General features: G+C 66.8%; 22 protein-coding genes and 1 tRNA gene. 12 read left to right on the forward strand and 11 right to left on the reverse strand.

The features are described 5' to 3' along the window. Window positions 1-624 precede the first annotated feature (624 nt). Window positions 625-700: transfer RNA gene (locus QKY98_RS05935), tRNA-Thr, on the reverse strand. A gap of 118 nt (window positions 701-818) precedes the next feature. Here QKY98_RS05935 and QKY98_RS05940 point away from each other — a divergent pair. Beyond that, window positions 819-1,166: a hypothetical protein gene (locus QKY98_RS05940; protein ID WP_027597345.1), complete on the forward strand. Its 348-nt coding sequence runs from the start codon at window positions 819-821 to the stop codon at window positions 1,164-1,166. Between the two features lie 153 nt (window positions 1,167-1,319). On the opposite strand, the gene betA is transcribed toward QKY98_RS05940, so the two are convergent. From betA to betI, 3 genes are all read right to left on the reverse strand, one after another. After that, complete coding sequence (gene betA / locus QKY98_RS05945; protein ID WP_027600605.1) at window positions 1,320-3,062, reverse strand: choline dehydrogenase; 1,743 nt, start codon at window positions 3,060-3,062, stop codon at window positions 1,320-1,322. A gap of 90 nt (window positions 3,063-3,152) precedes the next feature. Further along, a complete protein-coding gene (betB, locus tag QKY98_RS05950) occupies window positions 3,153-4,625 on the reverse strand; it encodes a betaine-aldehyde dehydrogenase (RefSeq protein WP_284670522.1) in 1,473 nt (490 codons plus the stop codon). A gap of 256 nt (window positions 4,626-4,881) precedes the next feature. Further along, window positions 4,882-5,469 carry a transcriptional regulator BetI gene (gene betI, locus QKY98_RS05955; RefSeq protein WP_007159951.1) on the reverse strand — a complete coding sequence of 196 codons (588 nt, stop codon included), beginning with the start codon at window positions 5,467-5,469 and terminating at the stop codon, window positions 4,882-4,884. Window positions 5,470-5,664: 195 nt separating this feature from the next. Here betI and QKY98_RS05960 point away from each other — a divergent pair, with 195 nt between their 5' ends. Both QKY98_RS05960 and QKY98_RS05965 read left to right on the forward strand, forming a co-directional pair. Beyond that, on the forward strand, window positions 5,665-6,075 hold the full coding sequence (locus QKY98_RS05960; protein WP_044342493.1) for a winged helix-turn-helix transcriptional regulator: 411 nt from the start codon (window positions 5,665-5,667) through the stop codon (window positions 6,073-6,075). Then, complete coding sequence (locus QKY98_RS05965; protein ID WP_007159949.1) at window positions 6,059-7,060, forward strand: LLM class flavin-dependent oxidoreductase; 1,002 nt, start codon at window positions 6,059-6,061, stop codon at window positions 7,058-7,060. Before QKY98_RS05960 ends, QKY98_RS05965 begins: the two co-directional genes overlap by 17 nt. A 330-nt stretch (window positions 7,061-7,390) precedes the next feature. Here the strand turns inward: QKY98_RS05965 and nfsB are convergent, their stop codons facing one another. Genes nfsB through QKY98_RS05980 form a run of 3 tightly spaced genes read right to left on the reverse strand, consistent with a single transcriptional unit; the run spans window position 7,391 to window position 10,212 of the window. Next, entirely contained in the window at window positions 7,391-8,038 is a 648-nt protein-coding gene (nfsB, locus tag QKY98_RS05970; RefSeq protein ID WP_074584227.1) for an oxygen-insensitive NAD(P)H nitroreductase, read from the reverse strand. A gap of 18 nt (window positions 8,039-8,056) precedes the next feature. Continuing rightward, a complete protein-coding gene (locus tag QKY98_RS05975) occupies window positions 8,057-9,205 on the reverse strand; it encodes an L-dopachrome tautomerase-related protein (protein WP_284670523.1) in 1,149 nt (382 codons plus the stop codon). Next, the gene (locus QKY98_RS05980; protein WP_284670524.1) at window positions 9,205-10,212 is read right to left on the reverse strand and encodes a zinc-binding alcohol dehydrogenase family protein; all 1,008 of its coding nucleotides are present in this window, start codon (window positions 10,210-10,212) and stop codon (window positions 9,205-9,207) included. Before QKY98_RS05980 ends, QKY98_RS05975 begins: the two co-directional genes overlap by 1 nt. A gap of 105 nt (window positions 10,213-10,317) precedes the next feature. Between QKY98_RS05980 and QKY98_RS05985 the strand changes: the two genes are divergently transcribed. After that, the gene (locus QKY98_RS05985) at window positions 10,318-11,226 is read left to right on the forward strand and encodes a LysR family transcriptional regulator (protein WP_077171141.1); all 909 of its coding nucleotides are present in this window, start codon (window positions 10,318-10,320) and stop codon (window positions 11,224-11,226) included. A 56-nt stretch (window positions 11,227-11,282) separates the two neighbouring features. Here QKY98_RS05985 and QKY98_RS05990 read toward each other — a convergent pair whose 3' ends face one another. The 3 genes from QKY98_RS05990 to QKY98_RS06000 form a co-directional block, all read right to left on the reverse strand. Next, entirely contained in the window at window positions 11,283-12,308 is a 1,026-nt protein-coding gene (locus QKY98_RS05990) for an alpha/beta hydrolase (protein ID WP_284670525.1), read from the reverse strand. A gap of 68 nt (window positions 12,309-12,376) precedes the next feature. Continuing rightward, window positions 12,377-12,793 (reverse strand): organic hydroperoxide resistance protein, encoded by a 417-nt coding sequence (locus QKY98_RS05995; protein ID WP_027597355.1) that lies wholly within the window; start codon window positions 12,791-12,793, stop codon window positions 12,377-12,379. A gap of 145 nt (window positions 12,794-12,938) precedes the next feature. Beyond that, entirely contained in the window at window positions 12,939-13,373 is a 435-nt protein-coding gene (locus QKY98_RS06000; protein WP_027597356.1) for a MarR family winged helix-turn-helix transcriptional regulator, read from the reverse strand. 88 nt (window positions 13,374-13,461) lie between these two features. Between QKY98_RS06000 and gcsR the strand changes: the two genes are divergently transcribed. The 4 genes from gcsR (at window position 13,462) to QKY98_RS06020 (ending at window position 18,376) form a co-directional block, all read left to right on the forward strand. Continuing rightward, complete coding sequence (gene gcsR / locus QKY98_RS06005; protein ID WP_027597357.1) at window positions 13,462-14,982, forward strand: transcriptional regulator GcsR; 1,521 nt, start codon at window positions 13,462-13,464, stop codon at window positions 14,980-14,982. A 90-nt stretch (window positions 14,983-15,072) separates the two neighbouring features. Continuing rightward, complete coding sequence (locus QKY98_RS06010; protein WP_042134706.1) at window positions 15,073-15,798, forward strand: substrate-binding periplasmic protein; 726 nt, start codon at window positions 15,073-15,075, stop codon at window positions 15,796-15,798. 5 nt (window positions 15,799-15,803) lie between these two features. Beyond that, the gene (locus QKY98_RS06015; RefSeq protein WP_186380406.1) at window positions 15,804-17,663 is read left to right on the forward strand and encodes a GGDEF domain-containing protein; all 1,860 of its coding nucleotides are present in this window, start codon (window positions 15,804-15,806) and stop codon (window positions 17,661-17,663) included. Further along, window positions 17,660-18,376: a substrate-binding periplasmic protein gene (locus QKY98_RS06020; RefSeq protein WP_108581663.1), complete on the forward strand. Its 717-nt coding sequence runs from the start codon at window positions 17,660-17,662 to the stop codon at window positions 18,374-18,376. Before QKY98_RS06015 ends, QKY98_RS06020 begins: the two co-directional genes overlap by 4 nt. An 18-nt stretch (window positions 18,377-18,394) precedes the next feature. Here QKY98_RS06020 and poxB read toward each other — a convergent pair whose 3' ends face one another. Continuing rightward, window positions 18,395-20,119, reverse strand: a complete 1,725-nt coding sequence (poxB, locus tag QKY98_RS06025; protein WP_169854540.1) for a ubiquinone-dependent pyruvate dehydrogenase — start codon at window positions 20,117-20,119, stop codon at window positions 18,395-18,397. A gap of 294 nt (window positions 20,120-20,413) precedes the next feature. Between poxB and vapB the strand changes: the two genes are divergently transcribed. The 4 genes from vapB to gcvP all read left to right on the forward strand — a co-directional run bounded on the left by vapB (window position 20,414) and on the right by gcvP (window position 24,586). Then, complete coding sequence (gene vapB, locus QKY98_RS06030; RefSeq protein ID WP_027597360.1) at window positions 20,414-20,644, forward strand: type II toxin-antitoxin system VapB family antitoxin; 231 nt, start codon at window positions 20,414-20,416, stop codon at window positions 20,642-20,644. Further along, on the forward strand, window positions 20,644-21,057 hold the full coding sequence (gene vapC, locus QKY98_RS06035) for a type II toxin-antitoxin system tRNA(fMet)-specific endonuclease VapC (protein WP_027597361.1): 414 nt from the start codon (window positions 20,644-20,646) through the stop codon (window positions 21,055-21,057). Before vapB ends, vapC begins: the two co-directional genes overlap by 1 nt. Before the next feature lie 297 nt (window positions 21,058-21,354). Next, window positions 21,355-21,723, forward strand: coding sequence for a glycine cleavage system protein GcvH (gene gcvH, locus QKY98_RS06040; RefSeq protein ID WP_284670526.1), 369 nt, complete (start codon window positions 21,355-21,357; stop codon window positions 21,721-21,723). Between the two features lie 7 nt (window positions 21,724-21,730). Beyond that, on the forward strand, window positions 21,731-24,586 hold the full coding sequence (gene gcvP, locus QKY98_RS06045; protein ID WP_284670527.1) for an aminomethyl-transferring glycine dehydrogenase: 2,856 nt from the start codon (window positions 21,731-21,733) through the stop codon (window positions 24,584-24,586). Window positions 24,587-24,795 lie beyond the last annotated feature (209 nt).

A 24,795-nucleotide genomic window follows, 5' to 3' on the forward strand; every position in this document is an offset into this window, starting at 1 on the left:
TGTCGCTTTTTCTGCAGCCCTGCACCTGTGCCCGTTCCGCGCCGCTACTGGGGCTGTACGGGGGTTGGCAGGCCTGAAAAACCCTGCGAATCCCTGCACCACCGGCCCTTATCTGGAGGTGTGACCTGGCTCAAATCCTAGACAGGGTGGTACGGGGCGTTACTTCCGTTCCTTGGAGATCAGCAGCGCACTGGCAACCCGCGTCACTGCTGGGCTAGCACCTGATTTCGTGGCCGTTACCCAGCCGTTACCTCTACCGTTACTTTTTCTCAAACCATTGATTTAGAAGGGTTTGTGGTTCATCAAAAGTAACAGTGAAAATTGTTACTAAAGAACGGTGAAGTAACGGAAAAGTAACGGCAAGCGGATGGGCTGAAAAGCTTGTGGGGCGGGCTTTCGAGCGGGGGAAGGAAGGCAGGTAACGCAAGTAACGCAATCCCCTTGGCCGAACATGAAAAGGGGATAAAGCCAGTGGGAGGGGACTAGAATGGCGAGGCATCCAGCCGTCTCCACACTGCCACTGCCTGGCAGAGACGCTCTGCCATTCATGCTGGCTTGTTACGTCGCTTGTTACGTAGACGCTGACCTGTCGACGAATCGAGCGGCTGGAAGCCGTGGTGTAGATGGTGCCGGCACCAGGAGTCGAACCCGGGACCTACTGATTACAAGTCAGTTGCTCTACCAGCTGAGCTATACCGGCAAGGGGGACGCCATTATAGCCATGGGAAAGCCCTTGTAAACCAAGGATGTGCGGCGGTTAAGGCTGGCGTAAGCCAGCTGCGGCTAAAATGACGCAAAGAGCTTGCGAGGAGCCGCTGATGAGAACCAAAACCCTGGCCTTCCTGGCCGCTGCCCTGGCCGGTTGCACCAGCCAGGCGAATCTTGAACGCAATCCGCCCATGGAGCTGCGCACCGGCAAGAGTGCCGAGGACTATCGCACCTGCCTGGTGACCGGTCTGGAAAAGGACGGCCGCCATGTGCTGGTCCAGCCGCAGGGCAGCAGTGGGCAGCGGGTGCTGGTGGACAGCAAGGTGCCGGGCGCCACGGCGGCCATCATCGACATCGGCTCGGCGTCGCGCGGTACGCGCATCCAGTTGCGCGAGCAGATGGCGAACAACCCGCTGCGGCCGCGGACCATTCTGACGGCGGTGAAGGATTGTCTGTGAGGTGAGGGGCTGGGCGGCCCTCACCCCGGCCCTCTCCCAGAGGGAGAGGGGGGAAGAGCGGGCTGTCTTGCCGAGTCCCTTGCCAGGCGATTCGAAGAGCCAGATACAAGAAGGGCGCCCGAGGGCGCCCTTCTTGCGTTCCGCTGCCTGGGATCAGGCGGCCGGCTGGTTGCGGCGCTGCGGGACCGGCTCGGCGGCGCGCTGACCGTTGACGTCACGCAGCGGGGTACCTCGTACCGGGGCGCCGTTGGCGACGTAGTAGGCGGCATTGCTGCGCGGCAGCGGGGCGCGACCGCGGATTTTGTCGGCGATCTTCTCGGCGATCATGATGGTCGGGGCGTTGAGGTTGCCCGTCGCGATGATCGGCATGATGGAGGCGTCCACCACGCGCAGGCCTTCCAGGCCGTGCACGCGACCGGCGCCGTCGACCACCGCCATGTCGTCGGTACCCATCTTGTTGGAGCAGGAGGGGTGGTAGGCGGTCTCGGCGTGGGAGCGCACGAAGGCGTCCAGCTGGGCGTCGGTCACGCAGTCGCGGCCCGGGTTGATCTCTTCGCCACGGTAGGGATCCAGCGCCGGCTGCTGCATGATCTCGCGGGTCAGGCGGATGCCGTCGCGGAATTCGCGCCAGTCCTGCTCGGTGCTCATGTAGTTGAACAGGATGCTCGGGTGCTGGCGCGGATCGCGCGAGGTCAGTTCGATACGACCGCGGCTGGGCGAGCGCATGGAGCCGACGTGGGCCTGGAAGCCATGGGCCTCGATGGCGTTGGTGCCGTTGTAATTGATGGCGATCGGCAGGAAGTGGTACTGGATGTTGGGCCAGTCGAATTCTTCGCTGGAGCGGATGAAGCCGCCCGCCTCGAAGTGGTTGCTGGCGCCCAGGCCGGTGCCCTTGAGCATCCATTCCAGGCCGATCTGCGGCTGGTTGTACCACTTCAGCGCCGGGTACAGCGAGACCGGCTGCTTGCACTCGTACTGCAGGTACATCTCCAGGTGGTCCTGCAGATTCTGGCCGACGCCCGGCAGGTCGTGGACCAGCGGGATGTCGAAGCGCCGCAGCAGCGGCGCGGGGCCGACGCCGGAGCGCTGCAGGATCTGCGGCGAGGCGATGGCGCCGGCGCAGAGCAGGACTTCACGACGGGCGCGCACGGTGATGGCTTCCAGGGAATCGCCCTTCATGTAGGCGACGCCGTTGGCGCGCTTGCCCTCGAAGAGGATGCGATCGGTGGTGGCGTGGGTGACGATGGTCAGGTTCGGGCGACCCTTGGCCTGGTCCAGATAGCCACGCGCGGTGCTAGAACGACGACCGTTCGGGGTGACGAAGCGGTCCATCGGGCCGAAGCCTTCCTGCTGATAGCCGTTGAGGTCTTCGGTGCGCGGATAGCCCGCCTGGACACCGGCTTCGACCATGGCTTCGAACAAGGGATTGGTATTCGGCTTGGCGGTGGTCACCGAGACCGGGCCGTCGCCGCCGTGCCAGTCGTTGGCACCGGCATCGCGCTTCTCGGCTTTGCGGAAGTAGGGCAGGCAGTCGAGGTAGGTCCAGTCTTCCAGGCCGTCGAGTTGCGCCCAGTTGTCATAGTCCAGGGCGTTGCCGCGGATGTAGCACATGCCGTTGATCAGCGAGGAGCCGCCCAGGCCCTTGCCGCGACCGCATTCCATCCGGCGGTTGTCCATGTGCGGCTCGGGCTCGGTCTGGTAGGCCCAGTTGTACTGCTTGCCCTGCAGCGGATAGGCCAGGGCGGCCGGCATCTGGGTGCGGAAGTCCAGGCGGTAGTCGGGTCCGCCGGCTTCCAGCAGCAGGACGGTGACGTCCTTGTCTTCGGTCAGCCGGGTGGCCAGGACGTTGCCGGCCGAGCCGGCGCCTATGACGATGTAGTCGAATTCGTGTGCCATGAAAAAGTCTCCTCCTGACGGCGGGTGGGGTCTGGCCCCAGCCCCGGACCCTCTCCAGCGGAGAGGGGAGAACAGCGCTGCCTGAGCGGCTTAGAAGATCGAGGCGTAGTCGCCCAGCTCGACCTGCACCGACTTGATGCGGGTGTAGTGGCCGAGGGTGGTGAGGCCGTTTTCGCGACCGACGCCGGAATGCTTGTAGCCACCCACCGGCATCTCAGCGGGGGATTCGCCCCAGGTGTTGATCCAGCAGATGCCGGCTTCCAGGCGATGGATCAGGCGGTGGGCACGGGCCAGGTCACGGGTGACCACGCCGGCCGCCAGGCCGTACTCGGTGTCGTTGGCGCGACGCACCACCTCGTCCTCGTCGGCATAGGCCAGGATGCTCATGACCGGGCCGAAGATCTCTTCGCGGGCGATGGCCATGTCGTCACGGCAATCGGTGAAGACGGTGGGGGCGACGAAGTTGCCCTTGGCCAGTTCGCCCTGGGTGACGCGCTCGCCACCAATGAGCAGGCGGGCGCCTTCGGCCTGGCCCTGGGCGATGTAGCCCAGCACGTTTTCCATGTGCGGGGTGCTGACCAGCGGCCCGAAGTTGGTCTCGGCGGCCAGGGGATCGCCCAGCTTGATGCGCTTGACCCGCTCCACCACCTTGGCCTCGAAGTCGGCCTTCAGCGCCTGGGGCACGAAGACGCGGGTGCCGTTGGTGCAGACCTGACCGGAACTGAAGAAGTTGGCCATGACGGCGATGTCGGCGGCGCGCTCCAGGTCGGCGTCGTCACAGACGATCAGCGGCGATTTGCCGCCCAGCTCCATGGTGACTTCCTTGAGGGTCGAGCCGGCGGCGCTGGCCATGACCTTCTTGCCGGTGGCGACGCCGCCGGTAAAGGAGATCTTCTCGATGCCAGGATGCTCGGTCAGGGCCACGCCCACCTCCGGGCCGACGCCATTGACCACGTTGAAGACGCCAGCGGGCAGACCGGCCTCGGTGTAGATCTCGGCCAGCTTCAGCGCGGTCAGCGGGGTGACTTCGCTGGGCTTGAAGATCATGGCGTTGCCGGCGGCCAGGGCCGGAGCGGATTTCCACAGGGCGATCTGGATCGGGTAGTTCCAGGCGCCGATGCCAGCAACCACGCCCAGCGGCTCGCGGCGGGTGTAGACGAAGGAGGTCTCGCGCAGCGGGATCTGCTCGCCTTCCAGGGCCGGCACGAGACCCGCGTAGTACTCGAGCACGTCGGCACCGGTGACGATATCGACGGCCTGGGTCTCGGACAGGGCCTTGCCGGTGTCGAGGGTTTCCAGCAGCGCCAGCTCGTCGTTGCGCTCGCGGAGGATATCCACGGCCTTGCGCAGGATGCGCGAGCGCTGCATGGCGGTCATCGCGGCCCAGACCTTCTGGCCGGCGGCGGCGGCGGCCACCGCCTTGTCCACGTCGGCGCGGCTGGCGCTCTGCACCGTGGCGAGCACCTCGCCGGTGGCGGGATTCAGGGTTTCGAAGGTGGCACCACCGGTGGCGGCGACATAACGGCCACCGATGTACAGCTGCTGTTCGGCGAAACGGGCCATGGACGTTCTCCCAATCTGGGCGGGCGCCGTGGCACCCGCAAGGAACACAGGGGGCGCGAAAGAAAGGTCTCTCTGCGCCAGCGATGAATCCAGTCTACTTAATTTTTATTGAACGTTCAATCAATTAAAAATTCACAGGCGTGCCGAAACGGGGCGATGGGCGGCCCAGAGCGGTTCTGTCGAAGCGGGGAGGGAGCGGGAAACGCGGGAGGAGAGCCTCGCGCCGAGTGGACGGGGCGGGGCGGCGAGAGAGGGGTCAGGCCTTGGCCAGTTGCAGGTCCAGGTAGTCGTAGGCGATCTGCAGGGCCTGCTGGGTGTTGAAGGTGTCGCCGGAGAGGGCGCCGCGCAGCCAGAGGCCGTCGATGATAGCGGCCAGGCCCTTGGCCGAGGCGCGGGCCTGCTCATGGGGCAGGAGGCGACGGAATTGCCAGCAGAGGTTGGAGTAGAGCCGCAGGTCGTTGATGCGTTGCAGCCGGCGCAGATTGGGCTGGTGCATGCTGGTGGCCCAGAAGGCCAGCCAGGTCTTCATGGCCGGGCCGCTGACCTGGGTGTCGTCGAAGTTGCCCTGGATGATGGCGCGCAGGTTGGCGGCTGGGTCGTCACCGGGCAGGGCAGCGCGGCGTTCGCGCACGGCCTGGCGCAGGGCATTCATCAGATGCCGCATGGTGGCTTCGAGCAGGCCGTTCTTGTCCTGGAAGTAGTGGCTGATGATGCCGTTGGAAACGCCGGCCTTGCGGGCGATGAAGGCGATACTGGCATCGCCCATGCCGACTTCGTCGACGGCTTCGAGGGTCGCGGCAATGAGCTGCGAACGGCGGATGGGCTGCATCCCGACCTTGGGCACGAGGCATCTCCTGGACAGAGCGGAAGGAGCCTCGGAGGGTAACTATTTTTTATTGAACGTTCAATCAATAAAAACGGTCACGACCTCCTGGATTGTGCCCTGGCCCAGGCGGCAATACCAGTCCTGACGGGTGGTTACTTTTAATAACCGCCCGAAAGGCGTAGGCTGGAAGCCAGTTCTGCTTCGAGGATCGCCATGGACGCCGTGGTCAGTCGTATCTCCAGCCGTCGCCGCCTGCATGCCCACGCCTGTCCGATCAGGGACGTGCTGGACCGGATCGGCGATGCCTGGTCCCTGCTCACGCTCTTTACCCTGGAACCCGGTCCGCTGCGCTTCAACGAATTGCGCCGGCGGGTCGACGGCATTTCCCAGCGCATGCTCAGCGTGACCCTGCGCCAGCTGGAGCGCGACGGCCTGGTGTCCCGCACGGTGACGCCGACCAAGCCGCCCCAGGTGGAATACGCCCTCACCGAACTGGGCCAGAGCCTGATGGTGCCGGTGGGCGCCCTGGCCGCCTGGGCCTCCGCGAAGCAGCCTCTCATTCAGCGCCACAGGGCGGCCTACGATCAGGTCGCCGAGGAGTTCTCTGATGACCCGTCTCGCTAAGACCGCCCTGTCGGTCCTCGACCTCGCTCCCATCCGTGACGATGGCGATGCCGCCCAGGCGTTGCACAACGCCCTGGATCTGGCGCGCCACGTCGAGCAACTCGGCTTTTCCCGTTACTGGGTCGCCGAGCACCACAACATGGACGGCATCGCCAGTTCGGCGACCGCCGTGCTGCTGGGCTATCTGGCCGCTGGCACCAGCACCCTGCGCCTGGGTTCGGGCGGCATCATGCTGCCCAACCATGCGCCGCTGGTGGTGGCCGAGCAATTCGGCACCCTGGCTTCGCTGTATCCGGGCCGCATCGAACTCGGCCTGGGTCGCGCACCGGGCTCGGATCAGCGCACCGCCTATGCCCTGCGCCGTGATCGCCTGGGCAGCTCCGACGACTTCCCGCGGGATGTGGAAGAGCTGCAGCACTACTTCGGGCCGCAGCAGCCGGGGCAGGGCGTGATCGCCATGCCGGGTGCGGGTACCGAGGTGCCGATCTGGCTGCTGGGCTCGAGCCTGTTCAGCGCCCAGCTGGCGGCGGCCAAGGGCCTGCCCTATGCCTTCGCCTCGCACTTCGCGCCGCGCTACGTGCACGAGGCCATCCGCCTCTATCGCGAGAACTTCAAGCCGTCCAAGGTGCTCGATCGCCCCTATGTGATGCTCGGGGTACCCCTGGTGGCGGCCGACAGCGACGACGAAGCCAATTACCTGGCCACCACCGTCTACCAGCGCATCCTCGCCCTGTTCCGCGGCGACAGCCTGCGCCTGCAACCGCCGGTGCGCAGCATGGAAGGGGTCTGGTTGCCCCATGAGAAGGAATCGGTGTCGAGTTTCCTCGGCATGGCGGTGATCGGTGGCCCGGACAAGGTCCGCGAGCGCCTGGAGCTGCTGCTGGAAAAGACCGACGCCGACGAGCTGATCTTTACCTGCGACGTCTACGAGCAGGCGGATCGCCTGCGCGCCTTCTCGATCCTGGCGGATCTGAAGGGCGGTTGATGGGGATAGGTAGCGTTGGGCCTCGTTGGGCTCGGCATGACCCGGATTTATCGCGGCCATGGCGGTCCGCCGATGCGGCCGCTCCTACGAAAGCATGAAAAGCATCGTCCCTCTAGGAGCGGTCGCTACGGCGCACCGGCATGGCCGCGAATAAAAGCCGACCGTCTCGCGACGGTCGGCTTTTATATGGGTGCTGCTGTTGGGCTTCGCTGCGCTCAACCCAACCTACGCCTGCGTAGCGTGGAAAACCGCGCCAGCGTTTTCCACTGGCGGCTACCGGTTCGTACTGTGGATAAGGCTGCGCCGTTATCCACGCTACGGAGGTCTGCGTTACAGGAAGGTGAAGACCTGCTCGCGGGTCAGGCGGGACTTGGGCAGGGCGGCGTTGAAGTCGCTTTCGCCGCGATAGCCCAGGCCGACCACCACCAGGGCGGTGTAGCCCTGCTCGCGCAGGCCCAGTTCCTGGTCCAGGCTGTTGGCGTCGAAGCCTTCCATGGGGGTGGCGTCGATGCCGAGGGCGGCGGCGCCCAGCAGCAGGGTGCCCAGGGCCAGGTAGGTCTGCTTCTCCATCCAGTGCTGCACGTCCTTGCGCTCATACCGATGCAGGTCGACGAAGTGACGGCGGGTACCGTCCTGGGTGGCGCGCGCCTCGGGCTTGGCGAAGCGGCCGTCCTGGGCTTCCTGCTCCAGCACCTGGGCCAGGTGGCCTTCGGTCATTTCCAGGCGGGTGCACAGCACGATGACGTGGGACGCCGGCAGCACCTTGGGTTCGTTGTAGGGACTCTGCATGCCCTGGGCGATGCGCGCCTTGGCCTCGGCGCTGGCGGCGACCACGAAGTGCCACGGCTGGGAGTTGACCGAGGAGGGCGCCTGGCGCAGCAGCTCCAGCAATTCCTCGACCTGTTCGGCCGGGATGCTGCGGGAGCCGTCGAAGGCCTTGGTGGTGTAACGGGTGCGGGCGATCTGGGACAGCTGCATGGATAACTCCTGATCGGATCAGTGGGTAGGGGCCGGCTGCGCGTCGATCTTGACGCGGAACAGGCTGTAGGGCTTCTGGCGCAGGTCCTGGCCGCTGTGGAACTGGGCCTGGCGATGGAGCTGGTTGGCGGTGAAATAGAGGTAGCCGTCCGGACCGATGCTGAAGGTGTCGGGCCAGAGCACACGGGGATCGTGGACCAGGGTCTTCCAGCTGCCGTCGGCCTGGCGCTGGCGCACGGCGTTGTGCTCGTAGTCGCCGGCATAGACGCGACCCTGGGCATCGGCTTCGAGGCCGTCGGAGGCACCCTTCTCGCCGAGATCCTGCACCCCGGCGCGCACCTGAGCCTCGCTCGCCTTGGGATCGCGCAGCAGGGCGGTGGGCACGGCATAGAGGTGGCGGCTGGACAGCGGGCTGAAGTAGAGGGTGCCGCCGTCCGGCGACAGGGCGATGCCGTCGCTGGCGATGGCCGGTCGGAGCTTGCTGCCATCGGGGCGCTGCATCAGCAACGGTTCGCCTTCCACCACCGGGGCGAAGCTGGGGTCGACGTTGGCCTGGGGCGCGCCGGTCAGGCGACGCTGGGCCTGGCCGGTGGCGAGATCGAGGATGATCAGGCCACCGGGAGGCGCCGAATCGGTGATATAGGCCACTCCGGCGCGACCGACGCGAAAGTCGAAGCGCACGTCGTTGACGTAGCTGTTGGGTTCGAGCACCGCGGCCGGGAAGACCAGGGTCCTGGCGACCTTGTTGGTCTTGAGGTCGATGGCCACCAGCTTGGCGCCGCCGGCCTTGGGCGCCGCGAAGCCCGGTGCGGCGGTGTCCAGCACCCAGAGGTGCCCGCGACCATCGGCCACCACGCTCTGCACGCTGATGAAGCCCTTGCCCGGCTGGCCGGGGGTCTCGACGTTGAGCGCGGCATCCGGGTAGGGCACCGCCTTGCCGTCCTTGAGTTCGGCGACGGTAAAGGGCACCGCGTCGCCCCAACGCGGGTAGTTGACGAAGATCCGCCCGGTTTCGCTGACGGTGACGCCGGTGGGCATGGCGTCCTGGAAGGCGAACACCGGCTCCAGCTGGCCAAGGGTGCGCTCCTGGGGCAGGGCTGCCGCCTGGGCCGTCAGGCTACCCACGGCCAGGGCGACGGCGAGGGTCAGGGCACTCAAGCGAGGCATCAGAACCCCTCCAGCACGAGCTTGCCGCGCGCCTGATGGCTTTCCAGCTGGGCATGGGCGCGGCGCAGGTTGGCGGCATCGATCCGGCCCAGGTGCTCGCCGAGGGTGGTCTTGAGGGTGCCCTGGTCGATCAGTCCGGCGACGCGTTCGAGGATCTCGTGCTGGCGCACCTTGTCCGGGGTCTGGAACAGCGAGCGGGTAAACATCAGTTCCCAGTGCAGCGACAGCGACTTGGCCTTCATCGGCACCACGTCGAGTTGCGCCGGATCGTCGATCACGCCCAGGCGACCCTGGGGCCGCAGGACATCCACCAGCTGGGTGAAGTGCTCATCGGTGTGGGTGAGGCTGGCCACCAGGGTCACGCCATCCAGACCCAGGGCTTCGAGCTGGGGTCGCAGCGGCTGGTGATGGTCGATGACGTGGTGGGCACCCAGCTGGCGCACCCAGTCCTGGGTTTCCTGGCGCGAGGCGGTACCGATCACCGTCAGCTCGGTGAGCTGGCGGGCCAGCTGCACCAGCACGGAGCCGACGCCGCCTGCCGCGCCTATCACCAGCAGCTGCTGGCCGGCGCCGCCACCTTCGGTCGCGCCAAGACGGTCGAACAGCAGTTCCCAGGCGGTGATGGCGGTCAGCGGCAAGGCCGCGGCCTGGGCGTGATCCAGGCTCTTGGGCTTGTGCCCGGCCAGATGCTCGTCGACCAGGTGCAGTTCGCTGTTGCAGCCGGCGCGGAACAGCTCGCCGGCGTAATAGACCTCGTCACCCACGGCGAAGCGGCTGACGGCGCTGCCCACGGCGCGGACCACGCCGGAGACGTCCCAGCCCAGTACCTTGGACTCGCGCTGCACCAGGCCCTGGCGCACCTTGGTATCGACCGGATTGACCGACACGGCGCGGACTTCCACCAGGAGGTCATGGGCCTCGGGCGTGGGGTCGGGCAGCACCGCGTCCTGCAGGGCACGGGGATCGCTGGCGGGCAGGGTGGTGTCGCCGTGGACGATGGCTTTCATGGGCGGGTTCCTTTGTACGATAAGAAGACGTGAGCCCATGGTCGTCTTCATGCTCGACCGGAAAAAGCGGCAGAATCGGATAGCACCTTCACTGCAGGAGTGAAAATGATCCGCTTCGACGACCTCGGCCTCTTCGTCCGCTCCGCCGCCCTCGGCAGCTTTTCCCGCGCCGCCCGCGAGGCAGACCTCCTGCCGGGGCAGGTGAGCGCCGCCATCGGCCGGCTGGAGCGCGAACTGGGCATCCGCCTGTTCGCCCGCTCGACCCGTAGCCTGCGCCTGACCGCCGAGGGCGAGGCCTATCTGCCCTATGCCCGCGAGGTGCTGGAGACCTTGCGCGAAGGGCGCGAGCGGTTGCAGGGGGAGAGTCCGGAATTGCGTGGGGTGCTGCAGGTGGCGGCGCCTTCGGACCTGGGGCGCAATCTCCTGCTGCCCTGGCTGGCCGAGTTTCGTCAGCGCCATCCCGGCCTGACCCTCAGGCTCTACGTCTCGGACCAGCAGGCCGACGTCTATCGCGATCCGGTGGACATCGCCATCCGCTACGGTCGCAGCCAGGACGACAGCCTGGTGGCCCTGCCGCTGGCCCCGGACAATCGCCGGCTGCTGGCGGCGGCGCCGGCCTATCTGGCCCGCCAGGGCGCGCCGCGCAGCCTGGACGACCTGTCCAGGCACGCCTGCCTGCTCTACCAGCTGCATGGGCGCACCTATGACAAGTGGAGCTTTCCACAGGCCGACGGCAGTCTGCGCCAGGTGGCCGTCAGCGGACCCCTGCAAAGCGACGATGCCGAGGTGGTGCGGCGCTGGGCGGTGGCTGGGGAGGGTATCGTCTACAAGTCCTGGCTGGACATGCGCGACGACCTGCAGCGCGGTCGGCTGGTGCGGCTGCTGCCCGAGCAGCCCGGCGAGCCGTTGCCGCTGCAGCTGTTCTGCCCGCACCGGCGGCAATTCTCGCCGGCGGTGCGGCAGCTGCACGGCTGGCTGGCGGAACGCTTCGCGGCCCTGGGCGAGCAGCCCTGAAACGCGAAGGGGATGGCGCCGCGAACGGAGCCACCCCCTTGGGTACCGCGCCTGCCTTATTGCAGGTGCTGCTTGAGCAACTGGCCGGCCTGGGTCAGCGCAGTCTGGACCTCGGGTACCTTGGCCAGGGCATTGAGCAGGCCGTAGTCGTGGATCATGCCGTTGTAGCGCACCTGGACGACATCGACGCCGGCGGCGTTGAGCTTGCGGGCATAGGCCTCGCCCTCGTCTCGCAGCACGTCGTTCTCGGCGGTCTGCACCAGCGCCGGCGGTAGACCCTTGAGCTGGGCCTCGCTGGCCCGCAACGGCGAGGCGTAGACGTTGGCGCGCTCGGTGTCGCTGGTGGTGTAGTTGTCCCAGAACCACTTCATCATGTTGCGGGTCAGGAAGCGGCCCTCGGCATAGGTCTGGTAGGAGCCGTTGTCGAAGTTCGCATCGGTCACCGGCCAGAACAGCACCTGGTAGCGCAGCTTGGGCGTGCCCTTGTCCTTGGCCATCAGGCTGACCACCGCGGCCATGTTGCCGCCGACGCTGTTGCCGGCCACCGCCAGGCGACTGCCGTCGACATCGATGTCCTTGCCGTGCTCGGCCACCCACTGGGTCGCGGCATAGGCCTGGTTGATGGCCACCGGGAAGTGGGCTTCCGGACTCGGGGTGTAGTTGACGAACACCGCCGTGGCGCCGGACGCCACCACCAGGTCACGCACCAGGCGCTGGTGGGTGGGGAAGTCGCCCAGCACCCAGCCGCCGCCATGGAAGAACATGAAGGCCGGTGTCTGCCCCTTGGCGTTCGCCGGGCGGACGATGGTCAGCTGCAGCGGCTTGCCGTCGACCTGGATGGTCTTTTCACGGGTCTTGACCCCCGAGAGATCGACCTTGACGCCGGACTGGGCGCCGGCCAGCACTGCGCGGGCGTCCTTGGGGCTCAGGGTTTCCAGGGGTTTGCCACCGCTGCCGTTCAGGGCATCGACGAAGCCCTGGGTGGTGCGCTCCAGGTGCGGATCGGGCTGGGGCGCGGCGAAGGCGCTGCCCAGGGCCAGGCTGAGCGCGGAAAGGCCAAGCAGGCGAGAGACGGTACGCATGACAGATGACTCCTCGAACGGGAAGGACCGGGCGCCTCGGCGGAGGCGCCTGGGTAATACCGCGACCTTTAGGCCAGGGTCAGGCGCACGTCCACGTTGCCGCGGGTGGCGTTGGAGTAGGGGCAGACCTGGTGGGCCTTCTCGACCAGGTCTTCGGCCACGGCACGCTCCAGGCCCGGCAGGCTGATGACCAGCTCGACGTCCAGGGCGAAGCCGGTGGGGATCGGGCCGATGCCGACCTGGGCGGTCACGCTGACGTCCGCCGGCACGGCGATCTTTTCCTTGGCGCCGACGAACTTGAGCGCGCCGATGAAGCAGGCCGAATAGCCGGCGGCGAAGAGTTGCTCGGGATTGGTGCCGGCACCGCCGGCGCCGCCCAGCTCCTTGGGCGTGGACAGCTGCACGTCCAGGACCTTGTCGCTGCTGATGGAACGGCCGTCACGGCCACCGGTGCTGGTTGCGGAAGCGGTATAGAGGATGTTCATGGCGTGCTCCTGTTTAGGTATCGCGATAACTGATCGTTCGGACGTTGACCGAAGGAATCGTCCGGGTACGGATTTAAGTTATCGCGATATTCGTTATCGCGCAAATATATTTTTAGGAGCAGCCGACCAGCGGCAGCGAAGGAGGCTAACGCTCCAGCTTGGCTCTCAGGGTCATCAGGTTTTCGCGCAGGGCATTCATCTGGGCATCGCCCAGCGCGCAATAGCTGCTGATGGTGCCGTTGATCTCCCGGGCCCGCTCGCGCAGGGCACGGCCAGACTCGGTGAGTTCGATGGACAGGTTGCGCTCGTCCTCGGCATTGCGCTGCCGGGTCACGTAGCCCTCGGCTTCCAGGCGCTTGAGCACCGGGGTCAGGGCGCCGGAGTCCTGGTGCAGCCGGCGCGCCAGCTCCTTGAGCGGCAGCCGATCGTTTTCCCACAGCACCAGCATCATCAGGTACTGCGGATAGGTCAGGCCCACCTCTTCGAGCAGCGGCTTGTACACCTTGGTCATGGCCAGCGAGGTGGAGTACAGCGCGAAGCACAGCTGCTGATCGAGAAGAAGGGGGTCTTTGTTGTTCATCGCGTTCCCGCCTGGGTAAATGAGAAATGATTCTACCCCGAGCATTTGGGTAGCATTAGTCCTTTCGCACTCAGACCCCAGGGTTTCCATGCGTATCCATGTGTCGTTCATCGATCGTGTCGGCATCACCCAGGAAGTCCTGGCGCTGCTCGGTGCCCGCAATCTCAACCTGGACGCCGTGGAGATGGTGCCGCCCAACGTCTACATCGATGCGCCGACCCTGAGCGCGACGGTGCTGGAGGAGTTGCGCGCCGCCCTGCTGACCGTGGTGGGGGTGGAGGCGGTGCGGGTGGTGGACATCCTGCCCGGCCAGCGCCGCTCCCTGCAGCTCGACGCCCTGCTCGCCGCCATGGCCGATCCGGTGCTGGCGGTGGACGGCGAGGGCCGCATCCTGCTGGCCAATCCGGCCTTTGCCGCCCTGGCCGGGGAAGGCGCCGGCAACACCCTGGCCGAACTCTTCAATGACGGCGAATTGTCCGCCGAACTGCTGGACCAGGGCTTTCGCCTGCCCCTGCGCGAGGTGGTGCTGCGCGGCCAGGCACTGCTGCTGGACGCCACCCCCATCGGCGAACCGGTGGGCGGCCTGGCCGGTGGCCTGCTGACCCTCTATGCCCCCAGCCGTATCGGTGGCCGCCTCTCGGCGCTGCGCCACGACACCCCCGAGGGCTTCGATTCGCTGCTCGGCGACTGCGCCGCCATCCGCACCCTCAAGGCCCGCGCCCAGCGCCTGGCCGCCCTGGAGGCGCCGCTGCTGATCCTCGGCGAGACCGGCACCGGCAAGGAACTGGTGGCGCGCGCCTGCCATGCGGCCAGTGCGCGGCGCGAGGCGCCCTTTCTGGCGCTGAACTGCGCGGCTCTGCCGGAAAGCCTCGCCGAGAGCGAATTGTTCGGCTATGCCCCGGGCGCCTTTACCGGCGCCCAGCGCGGCGGCAAGCCGGGCCTGCTGGAACTGGCCGACCAGGGCACGGTGTTTCTCGACGAAGTCGGCGAGATGTCGCCCTATCTGCAGGCCAAGCTGCTGAGATTTCTCTCCGATGGCACCTTCCGCCGCGTTGGCGGAGCCCAGGAAACCCAGGTCAATGTGCGCATCCTCGCCGCCACCCATCGCGACCTGCAGGCCATGGTCGCCGCCGGCACCTTTCGCGAAGACCTCTTCTATCGCCTCAATGTGCTCAGCCTACAGGTGCCGGCACTGCGCGAGCGGGGCCAGGACATACTGCTGCTGGCACGGCACTTCCTGCAGCAGGCCTGCGCCCAGATCGGCCGACCGCCATGTCGCCTGGCGCCGGCCACCTATGGCGTGCTGCTGGGCAACGCCTGGCCGGGCAACGTGCGGCAATTGCAGAACATCCTCTTTCGCGCCGCCGCCATCAGCGAGAGCGGCCAGATCGACGTCGACGACCTCGACCTGGCCGGCACGGCGGTGGCGGGGCAGGTCGAGACCGAGGTCAGCACCCTGGAGGCCGCCGTCCAGGGCTACGAGGCGGCGCTGCTGGAACGACTCTATCCGCAGTACCCGTCCAGCCGCCAGCTGGCCGCGCGGTTGCAGACGTCCCACTCGGCCATTGCCATGCGCCTGCGGCGTTATGGTATCCCCCGGCGAGACTAGCCCCGCCGCTTCAAGTTTCGTCACGGCAGCCCGATAACGTCAGACGACATCACGCTCGGACGGGGGGAGGGCTTCGTGACGAGCAGCTTCTTGCATTGGCTGGTTCTCGGTCTGGTGCTGGTGTGCACGGGCGTCCGTGCCGGCGCACTGCAACTGGTGACCGAGGACTATCCGCCGTTCAGCGTGGTCCAGCCGGATGGCCGGGTGACCGGCTTTTCCGTCGAGTTGGTGCGGCTGCTGTTGGCCCGGGCCGAGCTTGCGGCCGAGCCGCAGGTCATGCCGTGGGCGCGGGCCTTCGCCCAGGCCCAGGGCCGGCCCGATGTCCTCGTCTTTTCCATGGCGCGTCTGCCCGAGCGCGAGGCGCTGTTCGAGTGGGTGGTGCCCCTGACCGAGACCACCCTCTGCCTGTTCGGCTGGCGGGACCGCGTGCGTCCCTTGGCCAGCCTGCAGGCGGCCCGCGGCCTGCAAATCGCTACGGTCAACGGCGATGCGGGAGAGCGCATCCTGCTGGAGCAGGGCTTCACCGTCGGACGGGAGCTGCAATCCGGCACGCATTACAGCCTCAACCTGGAGAAACTCAAAGCCGGTCGGGTCGACCTGTGGATCGCCAACCGCGCCGTGGCCGATCACCTCGCTCGCCAGGCCGGCTACGATCCTCAGGGCGATCTGCGGCAGGCCTACTGCGCCGCCCCCTATCCGCTGTATCTGGCGGCCAGCCTGGGCACCGCTCCCGAGGTGATGGCACGGCTGCGGGCGGCCTTCGTGACGTTGCAACAGGACGGTACGCTGGCCGAACTCCAGCGGCGCTGGCTATGAGGGGCGTGCTGAAACGCCGCTCGCTCGGTAACCGCCTGGCCTTGCTGACGGTGGCGTTCTGTCTGCTGTTTTCCGCGGCCACGGCAGGGCTGCGCACCTGGAATATCTGGGAACAGAATCGCCTGGGTATGGATACCGAGCTGCAATTGCTGGAGCAGGTGTACCAGTCGACCCTGACCAAGGCCATCTGGGAACTGGACAAGCCCGCGGTGCAGGCGCAACTGGACGGGGCGTCGCGCATCGCCTCGGTCGGCCGTATCGAGCTGCGGCTGACCGGCCACGGCCAGGAGTCCGACGTCCAATCCCGTCAGCAGGCCGACTGGGCGCCCTCGAGCCTGGCGCCGAGTCGAAGCTCCACGCTGGTCTACAGTCCCTATCCGGGCGGTCACGAGGTGCTCGGCGAACTCCTCATCCAAGGCAATGAAGCCCTGCTCTGGCGTGAATTGCGCGACAGCGTGGCGAGTACCCTGCTGACCCAACTGGCACTCGCCCTGCTGCTCGCCGGCCTGGTCAGCCTGGCCTTCAATCGGCTGGTGACCCTGCATGTCCGTCGGATCGCCCGCCACCTGTCCCGGCTGACGGCCGCCACCCTCGCCGAGCCCCTTCGACTGCGGCGGCCCACCCGCCAGGACGAGCTGGATCTGCTGGTGAGTGGCATCAATACCCTGCAGGGCAACCTGGCGGGCTACCTGGCCCAACAGCATCGCCACGAAGAAGAGCTCGCCGCGCATCGCGATCTCCTGGCGGAGCGAGTTCGCGAGCGCACGGCAGAGCTCGAGGCCTTGGCGACGGCGCAGCAAACCATCCTGAGGCTGTCCAACCAACTGATCCATGCGCCTTACGCGGACTTCGACCGGCATTGCCAACTCTGTCTACAGGAGGTCGCACAACGCTTGCGCGCGCGTCAGGCCTTCTGGTTCAAGCGTGACACCCGGGATGCGCCCTATCGCCTTTACCAGGGCTGGTTCCGCGACGCCGAGCCGTTGGCCGCTGGTCTGACACTGCCGCCGCCCTGCGCCCAGGTGCTGGAAGCCCTGCTGGAACCCGAGGTCCCCCGTACCTTCGCGACGCGCGAGGCGCTCGTGGCCGCCTTCGGTGACGCGGCGGAGCCGCTGTTGGCACTAGGTAACGAAGCCCTGGCGCTGGTCCATCTGCGGATCGCCGAGGACGAAGACGGTTTGCTGCTCTTCGGCTGCAATCTGGGTGGCGAGTGGCGCACCGATGAACGCGCCCTCATCAACATGACCACCCAACTGCTCTTGCATGCCTCCCATCACCAGTTGCAATTGCGCGACCTGCTGACGTCCCAGGAGGCGTTGCGCAGCGCCAACGCGCGGCTGGAGCAACTGTCGCGCAGCGATCCGCTCACCGGGCTGCCCAATAGGCGCTGTTTCGACGAGGCCGAGGAGGTGGAGTTTCGCCGCGCGCGACGCTCCGGGGAGCCCCTCGCGCTGCTGCTCTGCGATGTCGACTTTTTCAAGCGCTACAACGATACCTATGGGCATGCCCAGGGCGATGTCTGTCTGCAGCAGGTAGCGACCGCCATGCAGCAGGTCGTCACGCGCCCAGGCGACCTGGTGGCGCGGATCGGCGGCGAAGAGTTCGCGGTTCTGCTGCCCGCGACCGATCTGGCGGGCGCGGGGGCGATGGCCGAGCGCTTGCGCCGGGCCGTCGCCGCGCTGGAAATCACCCATGCCGGCTCGGAGGCTGCTGGCCACGTCACCCTGAGCATCGGCTATGCCACCCTGAGTACCGATATGCACGATTTCGCCAGCCTGCTGCGCCAGGCCGACCGGGCGCTCTACCGCGCGAAAAGCCTGGGGCGCCATCGCAGCTGTCATCTGCCTGAGGAGCCGCTGCCATGAAGCGTCATCTGTTGTTGGCCCTGCTGGCCCTGCTGGGGCCGGGCGTGGAGGCCGCCACGGTGCGCGCCGTGACGGAAGAGACGTCCTTGAGCTGGAGCGTGGACGGTCGGGTGGGTGGGCCGGCGACCTCGGTGGTGGAGCGTACCCTGGCCCTGGCGGGTATCACCGACTACCGCCTGGAACTCTATCCCTGGGCTCGCGCCTATGATCTGGCCCTGCACGAGCCAGGGGTGCTGATCTATCTGATCGCCCGCACGCCGGCTCGCGAGACCCAATTCCAGTGGGTCGGGGAGGTCATGCGCCTGCGGTACTACTTCTATCGGCTGGCGAATCGCGACGACGTGCGTATCGAGCGTCTCGACGACGCCCGCGCCTATCGGCTGGGCGTGATGCGCGACGATGTGCGCCACCAGTATTTGCAGTCGCTCGGCTTCCAGCAGCTGGTGGTGTCAGGCCAGCAAAAGGACAACTTCAGCCGCTTGCTCAATGGTCAGGTTGATGCCGTGCTGCTGCCGGAGCAGGATGCCATTCGCTTCTGCCAGGACGCGGCTAGCGCCTGTCCGGGATTGCGCCGCCTCGCCGCCCTGGAGGATCTCGATACCCCGCTGTACATGGCGTTCAGCCCGACCACGCCGGCGCCGCTGGTAGCCCGGCTGCGCACGGCGTTCGCGCAGCTCAAGGCCAGTGGCGAGGTCGCTCGGCTGCTGGAATAGCCGAGCAACCCCCGACCATCAACGCAGCACGTTGGTCTTGGCTAGGTCCAGCACCTCGCTGCCGCGCCCGCTCATCACCGCGCGCAGCATGTAGAGGCTGAAGCCCTTGGCCTGGGCGGCCTCGATCTTCGGTGGCAGCGACAGCTCCTGCTTGGCGATGCGTACATCCACCAGCGCCGGGCCGGGGTGGGCGAAGGCCTCCTCCAGGGTGGCGTCGAGCAGACTGGCCGATTCCACCTTCCAGCCGCGCACGCCGCAGGCCTCGGCCACCTGGGCGAAGTCGACGGCGGCGAGATCCGTGGTCTCGTCGATCATGCCGGCGGCCTTCATCTCCATGGCGACGAAGCCCAGGGTGGCGTTGTCGTAGACGATGACCTTGACCGGCAGCTTCTCGCTGGCCAGGGTCGCCAGTTCGCCGAGCAGCATGGACAGTCCGCCGTCGCCGGCCAGCGCCACCACCTGGCGGTCGGGATAGGCCGCCTGCAGACCCATGGCCTGGGGCAGGGCATTGGCCATGGAGCCATGGGTAAAGGAGCCGGCCAGCTTGCGCTCGAAATTCATCGCCAGGTAGCGCGCCGCCCACACCGTGGGAGTGCCGACGTCGCAGGTGAAAAGGGCATCCGCCGCGGCCAGTTCGCTGACGCGGGTGGTGAGGTACTGCGGATGCAGCGGCTCGCCATCGGCGGTGGCGGTGGCCAGTTCGTCCAGCTCGGCGCGGGTCTTGCGATAGTGCTGCTGGGCCTTTTCCAGGAAGCGGCTGTGGCTGTTGGGCTGGAGTCGCGGCAGCAGGGCTTCGAGGGTGGCGCGGACATCGCCCACCAGGCCCTTGAGCAGCGGGGTGCGTACGCCCAGGTGGGCGCCGCGCACGTCGATCTGCACCACGCGGCCGTGATCCGGGAAGAAGTTGCGATAGGGGAAGTTGCTGCCCAGCATCAGCAGCAGGTCGCATTCCTTGAGTGCGTGATAGCCGGACGAAAAGCCGATCAGGCCGGTCATGCCCACGCCATAGGGATTCGAATACTCGATATGGGCCTTGCCGCGCAGCGCATGGACCACCGGCGCCTGCAGGCGCTCGGCCAGGGCCACCACCTGGGCATGGGCACCGGCGCAACCGGCGCCGCAGAGTAGGGTGATGCGCTTTTCCCCGGCCAGCAATTCGGCCAGGGCATCCAGCTCGGCGTCCGGTGGCACCACCACCGGACGCACCGGCTCGCTCCACTGAGCTTCCTTGATCGGCGCCTCGGCCAGGGCCACGTCGCCGGGAATCACCACCACCGACACCGAACGATTGAGGATGGCCGAACGCATGGCGGTCTCGAGGATGCGGGGCAGTTGCTCGGGATGGGAGACCACCTCGCAGAAGTCGCTGCAGTCGCGGAACAGGCGTTCCGGATGGGTCTCCTGGAAGTAACCCAGGCCGATCTCGCTGGAGGGAATCTGGGCGGCGATGGCCAGCACCGGCGCACCGCTGCGCTGGGCGTCGAACAGGCCATTGATCAGGTGCAGGTTGCCCGGGCCACAGGAGCCGGCGCAGACCGCCAGACGCCCGCTGGTGTCGGCCGCGGCACTGGCGGCGAAGGCCGCGGCTTCTTCGTGCCGCACGCCACGCCAGCGGATGCGCTCACGCTTGCGCAGGCTTTCGGTGAGGCCGTTGAGCGAATCGCCCGGCAGGCCCCAGATGGTGTCGACACCAGCCGCTTCGAGGGTGGCGACGAGCAAATCGGCAACGGTTTTCACAGCCATGACAAAGACTCCAGACAAGGATGGAAGAGGGCAAAGCCGCTTGGCAGAGGTCTTGTTGTGCCTTGTTGGTCCGACGAAGCGGGGCGGAAGTTCGCGGCGGGTGCGCTTGTCCGAATCTTGCCACGAGCCGATGACATTTCCGCCTCCGGCGTCTTTCCCAAGGCTTCACCAGGTGTCATCCGCGCGAAGAGCGCTATGCCAGCCGTAATGCCTGATGCCGCGAGGGTGCCGATTGACAGATCCAGCCTTGCCCCTAATATGGGATATACATCCGATATATCCCGGAGGTCGATCATGGATCAAGGCGCCGTATTCCAAAGCAATCGCAGTCAGGCGGTGAGACTGCCAAAGGCGGTTGCCCTGCCCGCAGACGTGAAGCGCGTCGATGTGGTCGCGGTCGGTCGCACGAGGATCATTACCCCGGCCGGGGAATCCTGGGATTCCTGGTTCGAGGGGGAGGGTGTCACGGCGGATTTCATGGCGGAACGGGACCAGCCCGCCGAGCAGGAGCGCGAGGGCTTCTGATGCTCAAGTTCATGCTCGACACCAACACCTGCATCTTCACCATCAAGAACCGACCGACGTCGGTTCGCGAGGCCTTCACCCGGCACCAGGGGCAGTTGTGCATCAGTACGATCACCCTGATGGAGCTGATCTACGGTGCGGAAAAGTCTTCCAGCCCGGAGCGCAACCTGGCGGTGATCGAGGGCTTCGCCGCGCGGCTGGAGGTGTTGACGTACGGTCCCGAAGCCGCAGCCCATACCGGGCAGTTGCGCGCCGAACTAGCCCGAGCGGGTCAGCAGATCGGTCCCTATGATCAGATGATCGCGGGGCATGCGCGCTCTCTGGGCCTGATCGTGGTCACCAACAACCGTCGCGAGTTCGACCGGGTGCCAGGCCTGCGCGTTGAAGACTGGGTCACCGCGGGAGGAAATTAGCGCGCAAGACGCTCTATCCGCCTCTGTCTGCAGCACGGTGATAAGGAACAGCAGGGCCCTGGCGTACAGCCCAGCTGTCGGACCCAGGAGCCTGGCTAATATCGTAACGATTTCGATACGATGTTTGTAAATCGATACGAGTGTGGCGGGTTGGGGCGTCAATCGTAACGATTTCGCTACGGCGCAATAGGGGTTCTTTAGCTAAACCCCTGAAAACACTGGCCTTTGTTCCTGGCATCACCCTTGCAATCCCAGACCCATCTATCCATCAGGACAAAGGTCCGCAGGAGTCTGGCAATGGGTCTGCGCTATACCGAAGAACACGAATGGCTGCGTCAGGAAGCCGATGGCAGCATTACCGTCGGCATCACCGACTATGCTCAGGACTCCTTGGGCGACCTGGTCTTCGTGCAATTGCCGGAGCTGCGCAGCTACACCCAGGGCGATGAGGTGGCGGTGCTGGAGTCGGTCAAGGCCGCCAGCAACATCACCATGCCGCTGGACGGCGAGGTCCTGGCGGTCAACGAGGCGCTGAACGATGCGCCCGAGACCATCAACAGCGATCCGCTGAACGCCGGCTGGTTCTTTCGTTTCCAGCCCGCCAATGCCGAAGCCTTCGCCGCGCTGCTCGACGAAGCCGCCTATCAGCAACTGATCAAGGGGTAAGACCGCCATGTCGCTGCACGACACCCTCAGCACCGCCGACGAATTCGTCCCGCGCCACATAGGTCCGCGCGAGCTCGACGAGATCGCCATGCTGAATCTGCTCGGCTATGAATCCCTGGACGCCATGACCGCCCAGGTGATTCCCGAGAGCATCAAGGGCACCAGCGTGCTGGACCTGCCCGCCGGGCTGTCCGAAGCCGACGCCCTGGCCGAGCTGCGCGCCATCGCCGGCAAGAATCGCCTGCTCAAGAGCCTGGTCGGCCAGGGCTACTACAACACCCATACCCCGGCGCCGATCCTGCGCAACCTGCTGGAAAATCCGGCCTGGTACACCGCCTACACCCCCTACCAGCCGGAGATCTCCCAGGGTCGTCTGGAAGCCCTGCTCAACTTCCAGACGCTGATCGGCGACCTCACCGGCATGCCGGTGGCCAACGCCTCGCTGCTGGACGAGGGCACCGCCGCCGCCGAGGCCATGACCTTCTGCAAGCGCCTGGCGAAAAACAAGGCCGGCGCCTTCTTTGCCTCCGTGCACTGCCATCCGCAGACCCTGGACGTCCTGCGCACCCGTGCCGAGCCCCTGGGCATCGAGGTGGTGGTGGGCGTGGAAACCGAGATCGAGGACCACGGCCGCTTCTTTGGTGCGCTGTTCCAGTACCCCATGACCACCGGCGAGATCCGTGACTACCGGGAGAGCATCCAGGCCTTCCAGGCCGCCGGTGCCCTGGTGGCCATGGCCGCCGACCTGCTGGCCCTGACCCTGCTCACCCCGCCCGGCGAACTGGGCGCGGACGTGGCCATCGGCACCGCCCAGCGTTTTGGCGTACCGCTCGGTTTCGGCGGCCCGCACGCGGCCTACTTCGCCACCCAGGACAAGTACAAGCGTGACATGCCCGGGCGCGTCGTCGGGGTGTCCATCGATCGCCACGGCAACCCGGCCTATCGCCTGGCGCTGCAGACCCGCGAGCAGCACATCCGCCGCGAGAAGGCCACCAGCAACATCTGCACCGCCCAGGTGCTCCTGGCCAACATCGCCAGCATGTACGCGGTCTACCACGGTCCCGAAGGTCTGACCCGCATCGCCACCCGGGTGCAGCGTCTGACCAGCCTGCTGGCCGCCGGCCTGCAGCGCCTGGGCCACGAGACCCAGCACACCGCCTTCGACACCCTGACCCTGGTGTTCGGCGCGCGCACCGCCGCGCTGCACGAGGCCGCCCGTGCCTGTGGCTACAACCTGCGCGAAGTCAGCGCCGAGGCCCTGGGCGTGTCCTTGGACGAGACCAGCACCCTGGCCGATGTCCAGGCGCTGCTGGAGATCCTGGCCGACGGCAAGCCCGCGCCCCAGGTCGCCGAGCTGGGCGATGCCCAGGGCGTGGAAGTGCCCGCGGCGCTGCAGCGCCAATCGGCCTTCCTGACCCATCCGGTGTTCGCCAGCCACAGGTCCGAGACCGAGCTGATGCGTTACCTGCGCAAGCTGGCGGACAAGGACCTGGCGCTGGATCGCACCATGATCCCGCTGGGTTCCTGCACCATGAAGCTCAACGCCGCCAGCGAGATGATCCCGGTCACCTGGGCGGAATTCGGCGGTATCCACCCCTTCGCCCCGGCCGACCAGGCCGAGGGCTATGCCCAGCTCACCACCGAGCTGGAGGCCATGCTCTGCGCCGCCACCGGCTATGACGCCGTCTCCCTGCAGCCCAACGCCGGCTCCCAGGGCGAGTACGCGGGCCTGCTGGCCATCCGTGCCTATCACGCGAGCCGCGGCCAGGGCGAACGCGACGTCTGCCTGATCCCGGCCTCGGCCCACGGCACCAACCCGGCTACCGCCAGCATGGTCGACATGCGCGTGGTGGTGGTGGCCTGCGACAAGCGCGGCAACGTCGATCTCGACGACCTGCGGGCCAAGGCCGAGCAGCACAGCGAGCGCCTGGCCGCGCTGATGATCACCTACCCGTCCACCCACGGGGTGTTCGAAGAGGCCATCCGCGAGATCTGCCAGGTGGTCCACGACCACGGCGGCCAGGTCTATATCGACGGCGCCAACATGAACGCCATGGTCGGTCTCTGCGCTCCGGGTCAGTTCGGCGGTGACGTCTCCCACCTCAACCTGCACAAGACCTTCTGCATCCCCCATGGCGGCGGCGGTCCGGGCGTCGGCCCTATCGGCGTCAAGGCGCACCTGGCGCCCTTCCTGCCTGGCCATGCCCGGCTGGAACGCAAGGAAGGCGCGGTCTGCGCGGCGCCCTACGGCAGCGCCAGCATCCTGCCGATCTCCTGGATGTACCTGAAGATGATGGGCAGCGCCGGTCTGACCCGCGCCTCCCAGATCGCCATCCTCAGCGCCAACTACATCGCCCGCCGGCTGGAAGAGCACTACCCGGTGCTCTACAGCGGCACCGGTGGCCTGGTGGCCCACGAGTGCATCCTCGACCTGCGTCCGCTCAAGGACAGCAGCGGCGTGACCGTGGACGACGTGGCCAAGCGCCTGATCGACTTCGGCTTCCATGCGCCGACCATGTCCTTCCCGGTGGCCGGCACCCTGATGATCGAGCCCACCGAGAGCGAGTCCAAGCAGGAACTGGACAGATTCTGCGACGCCATGATCGCCATCCGCGAAGAGATCCGCGCCTTGGAAGCCGGCACCCTGGATCCCCAGGACAACCCGCTGAAGAACGCGCCGCACACCGCGCGCGAACTGGCCGGGGAGTGGACCCACCCCTACAGCCGCGAGCAGGCGGTCTTCCCGCTGCCGAGTCTGGTGGACGGCAAGTACTGGCCGCCGGTGGCGCGCATCGACAACGTCTACGGCGATCGCAACCTGGTCTGCTCCTGCCCGCCGATCGAAGCCTACGGCGAGGCCTGACCCTGACCCCCGGCCCCTCTCCCAGGGGGAGAGGGGAGGAGCGCCGTAGCACTCCGATAGCTCTGCAGCAGTTGTGCAGGATGTCCGAGCGAAGCACCGCTCTTCCCCCTCTCCCTCAGGGAGAGGGCCGGGGTGAGGGAAATCCGAAGCACCGAGGTCGCGTCTCGCTCATCAGTGGCAGGCACGACCCACTCAGATCACAGCTTCCT

The sequence above is a fragment of the Pseudomonas sp. HR1 genome (genome assembly GCF_030175875.1).
Taxonomy (GTDB): Bacteria; Pseudomonadota; Gammaproteobacteria; order Pseudomonadales; family Pseudomonadaceae; genus Chryseomonas; species Chryseomonas oryzihabitans.

Bases quoted from the DNA above. Each gene is read 5' to 3' on its own strand.
- QKY98_RS06000 (WP_027597356.1), bottom strand. From the start codon at position 13,373: ATGAACAACAAAGACCCCCTTCTTCTCGATCAGCAGCTGTGCTTCGCG.
- QKY98_RS05975 (WP_284670523.1), bottom strand. From the start codon at position 9,205: ATGCCTCGCTTGAGTGCCCTGACCCTCGCCGTCGCCCTGGCCGTGGGT.
- QKY98_RS05965 (WP_007159949.1), top strand. From the start codon at position 6,059: ATGACCCGTCTCGCTAAGACCGCCCTGTCGGTCCTCGACCTCGCTCCC.
- QKY98_RS05990 (WP_284670525.1), bottom strand. From the start codon at position 12,308: ATGCGTACCGTCTCTCGCCTGCTTGGCCTTTCCGCGCTCAGCCTGGCC.
- QKY98_RS05985 (WP_077171141.1), top strand. From the start codon at position 10,318: ATGATCCGCTTCGACGACCTCGGCCTCTTCGTCCGCTCCGCCGCCCTC.
- gcsR (WP_027597357.1), top strand. From the start codon at position 13,462: ATGCGTATCCATGTGTCGTTCATCGATCGTGTCGGCATCACCCAGGAA.
- gcvH (WP_284670526.1), top strand. From the start codon at position 21,355: ATGGGTCTGCGCTATACCGAAGAACACGAATGGCTGCGTCAGGAAGCC.
- poxB (WP_169854540.1), bottom strand. From the start codon at position 20,119: ATGGCTGTGAAAACCGTTGCCGATTTGCTCGTCGCCACCCTCGAAGCG.
- gcvP (WP_284670527.1), top strand. From the start codon at position 21,731: ATGTCGCTGCACGACACCCTCAGCACCGCCGACGAATTCGTCCCGCGC.
- vapC (WP_027597361.1), top strand. From the start codon at position 20,644: ATGCTCAAGTTCATGCTCGACACCAACACCTGCATCTTCACCATCAAG.
- vapB (WP_027597360.1), top strand. From the start codon at position 20,414: ATGGATCAAGGCGCCGTATTCCAAAGCAATCGCAGTCAGGCGGTGAGA.
- QKY98_RS06020 (WP_108581663.1), top strand. From the start codon at position 17,660: ATGAAGCGTCATCTGTTGTTGGCCCTGCTGGCCCTGCTGGGGCCGGGC.
- QKY98_RS05980 (WP_284670524.1), bottom strand. From the start codon at position 10,212: ATGAAAGCCATCGTCCACGGCGACACCACCCTGCCCGCCAGCGATCCC.
- QKY98_RS05960 (WP_044342493.1), top strand. From the start codon at position 5,665: ATGGACGCCGTGGTCAGTCGTATCTCCAGCCGTCGCCGCCTGCATGCC.
- nfsB (WP_074584227.1), bottom strand. From the start codon at position 8,038: ATGCAGCTGTCCCAGATCGCCCGCACCCGTTACACCACCAAGGCCTTC.
- betB (WP_284670522.1), bottom strand. From the start codon at position 4,625: ATGGCCCGTTTCGCCGAACAGCAGCTGTACATCGGTGGCCGTTATGTC.
- QKY98_RS05995 (WP_027597355.1), bottom strand. From the start codon at position 12,793: ATGAACATCCTCTATACCGCTTCCGCAACCAGCACCGGTGGCCGTGAC.
- betA (WP_027600605.1), bottom strand. From the start codon at position 3,062: ATGGCACACGAATTCGACTACATCGTCATAGGCGCCGGCTCGGCCGGC.
- QKY98_RS05940 (WP_027597345.1), top strand. From the start codon at position 819: ATGAGAACCAAAACCCTGGCCTTCCTGGCCGCTGCCCTGGCCGGTTGC.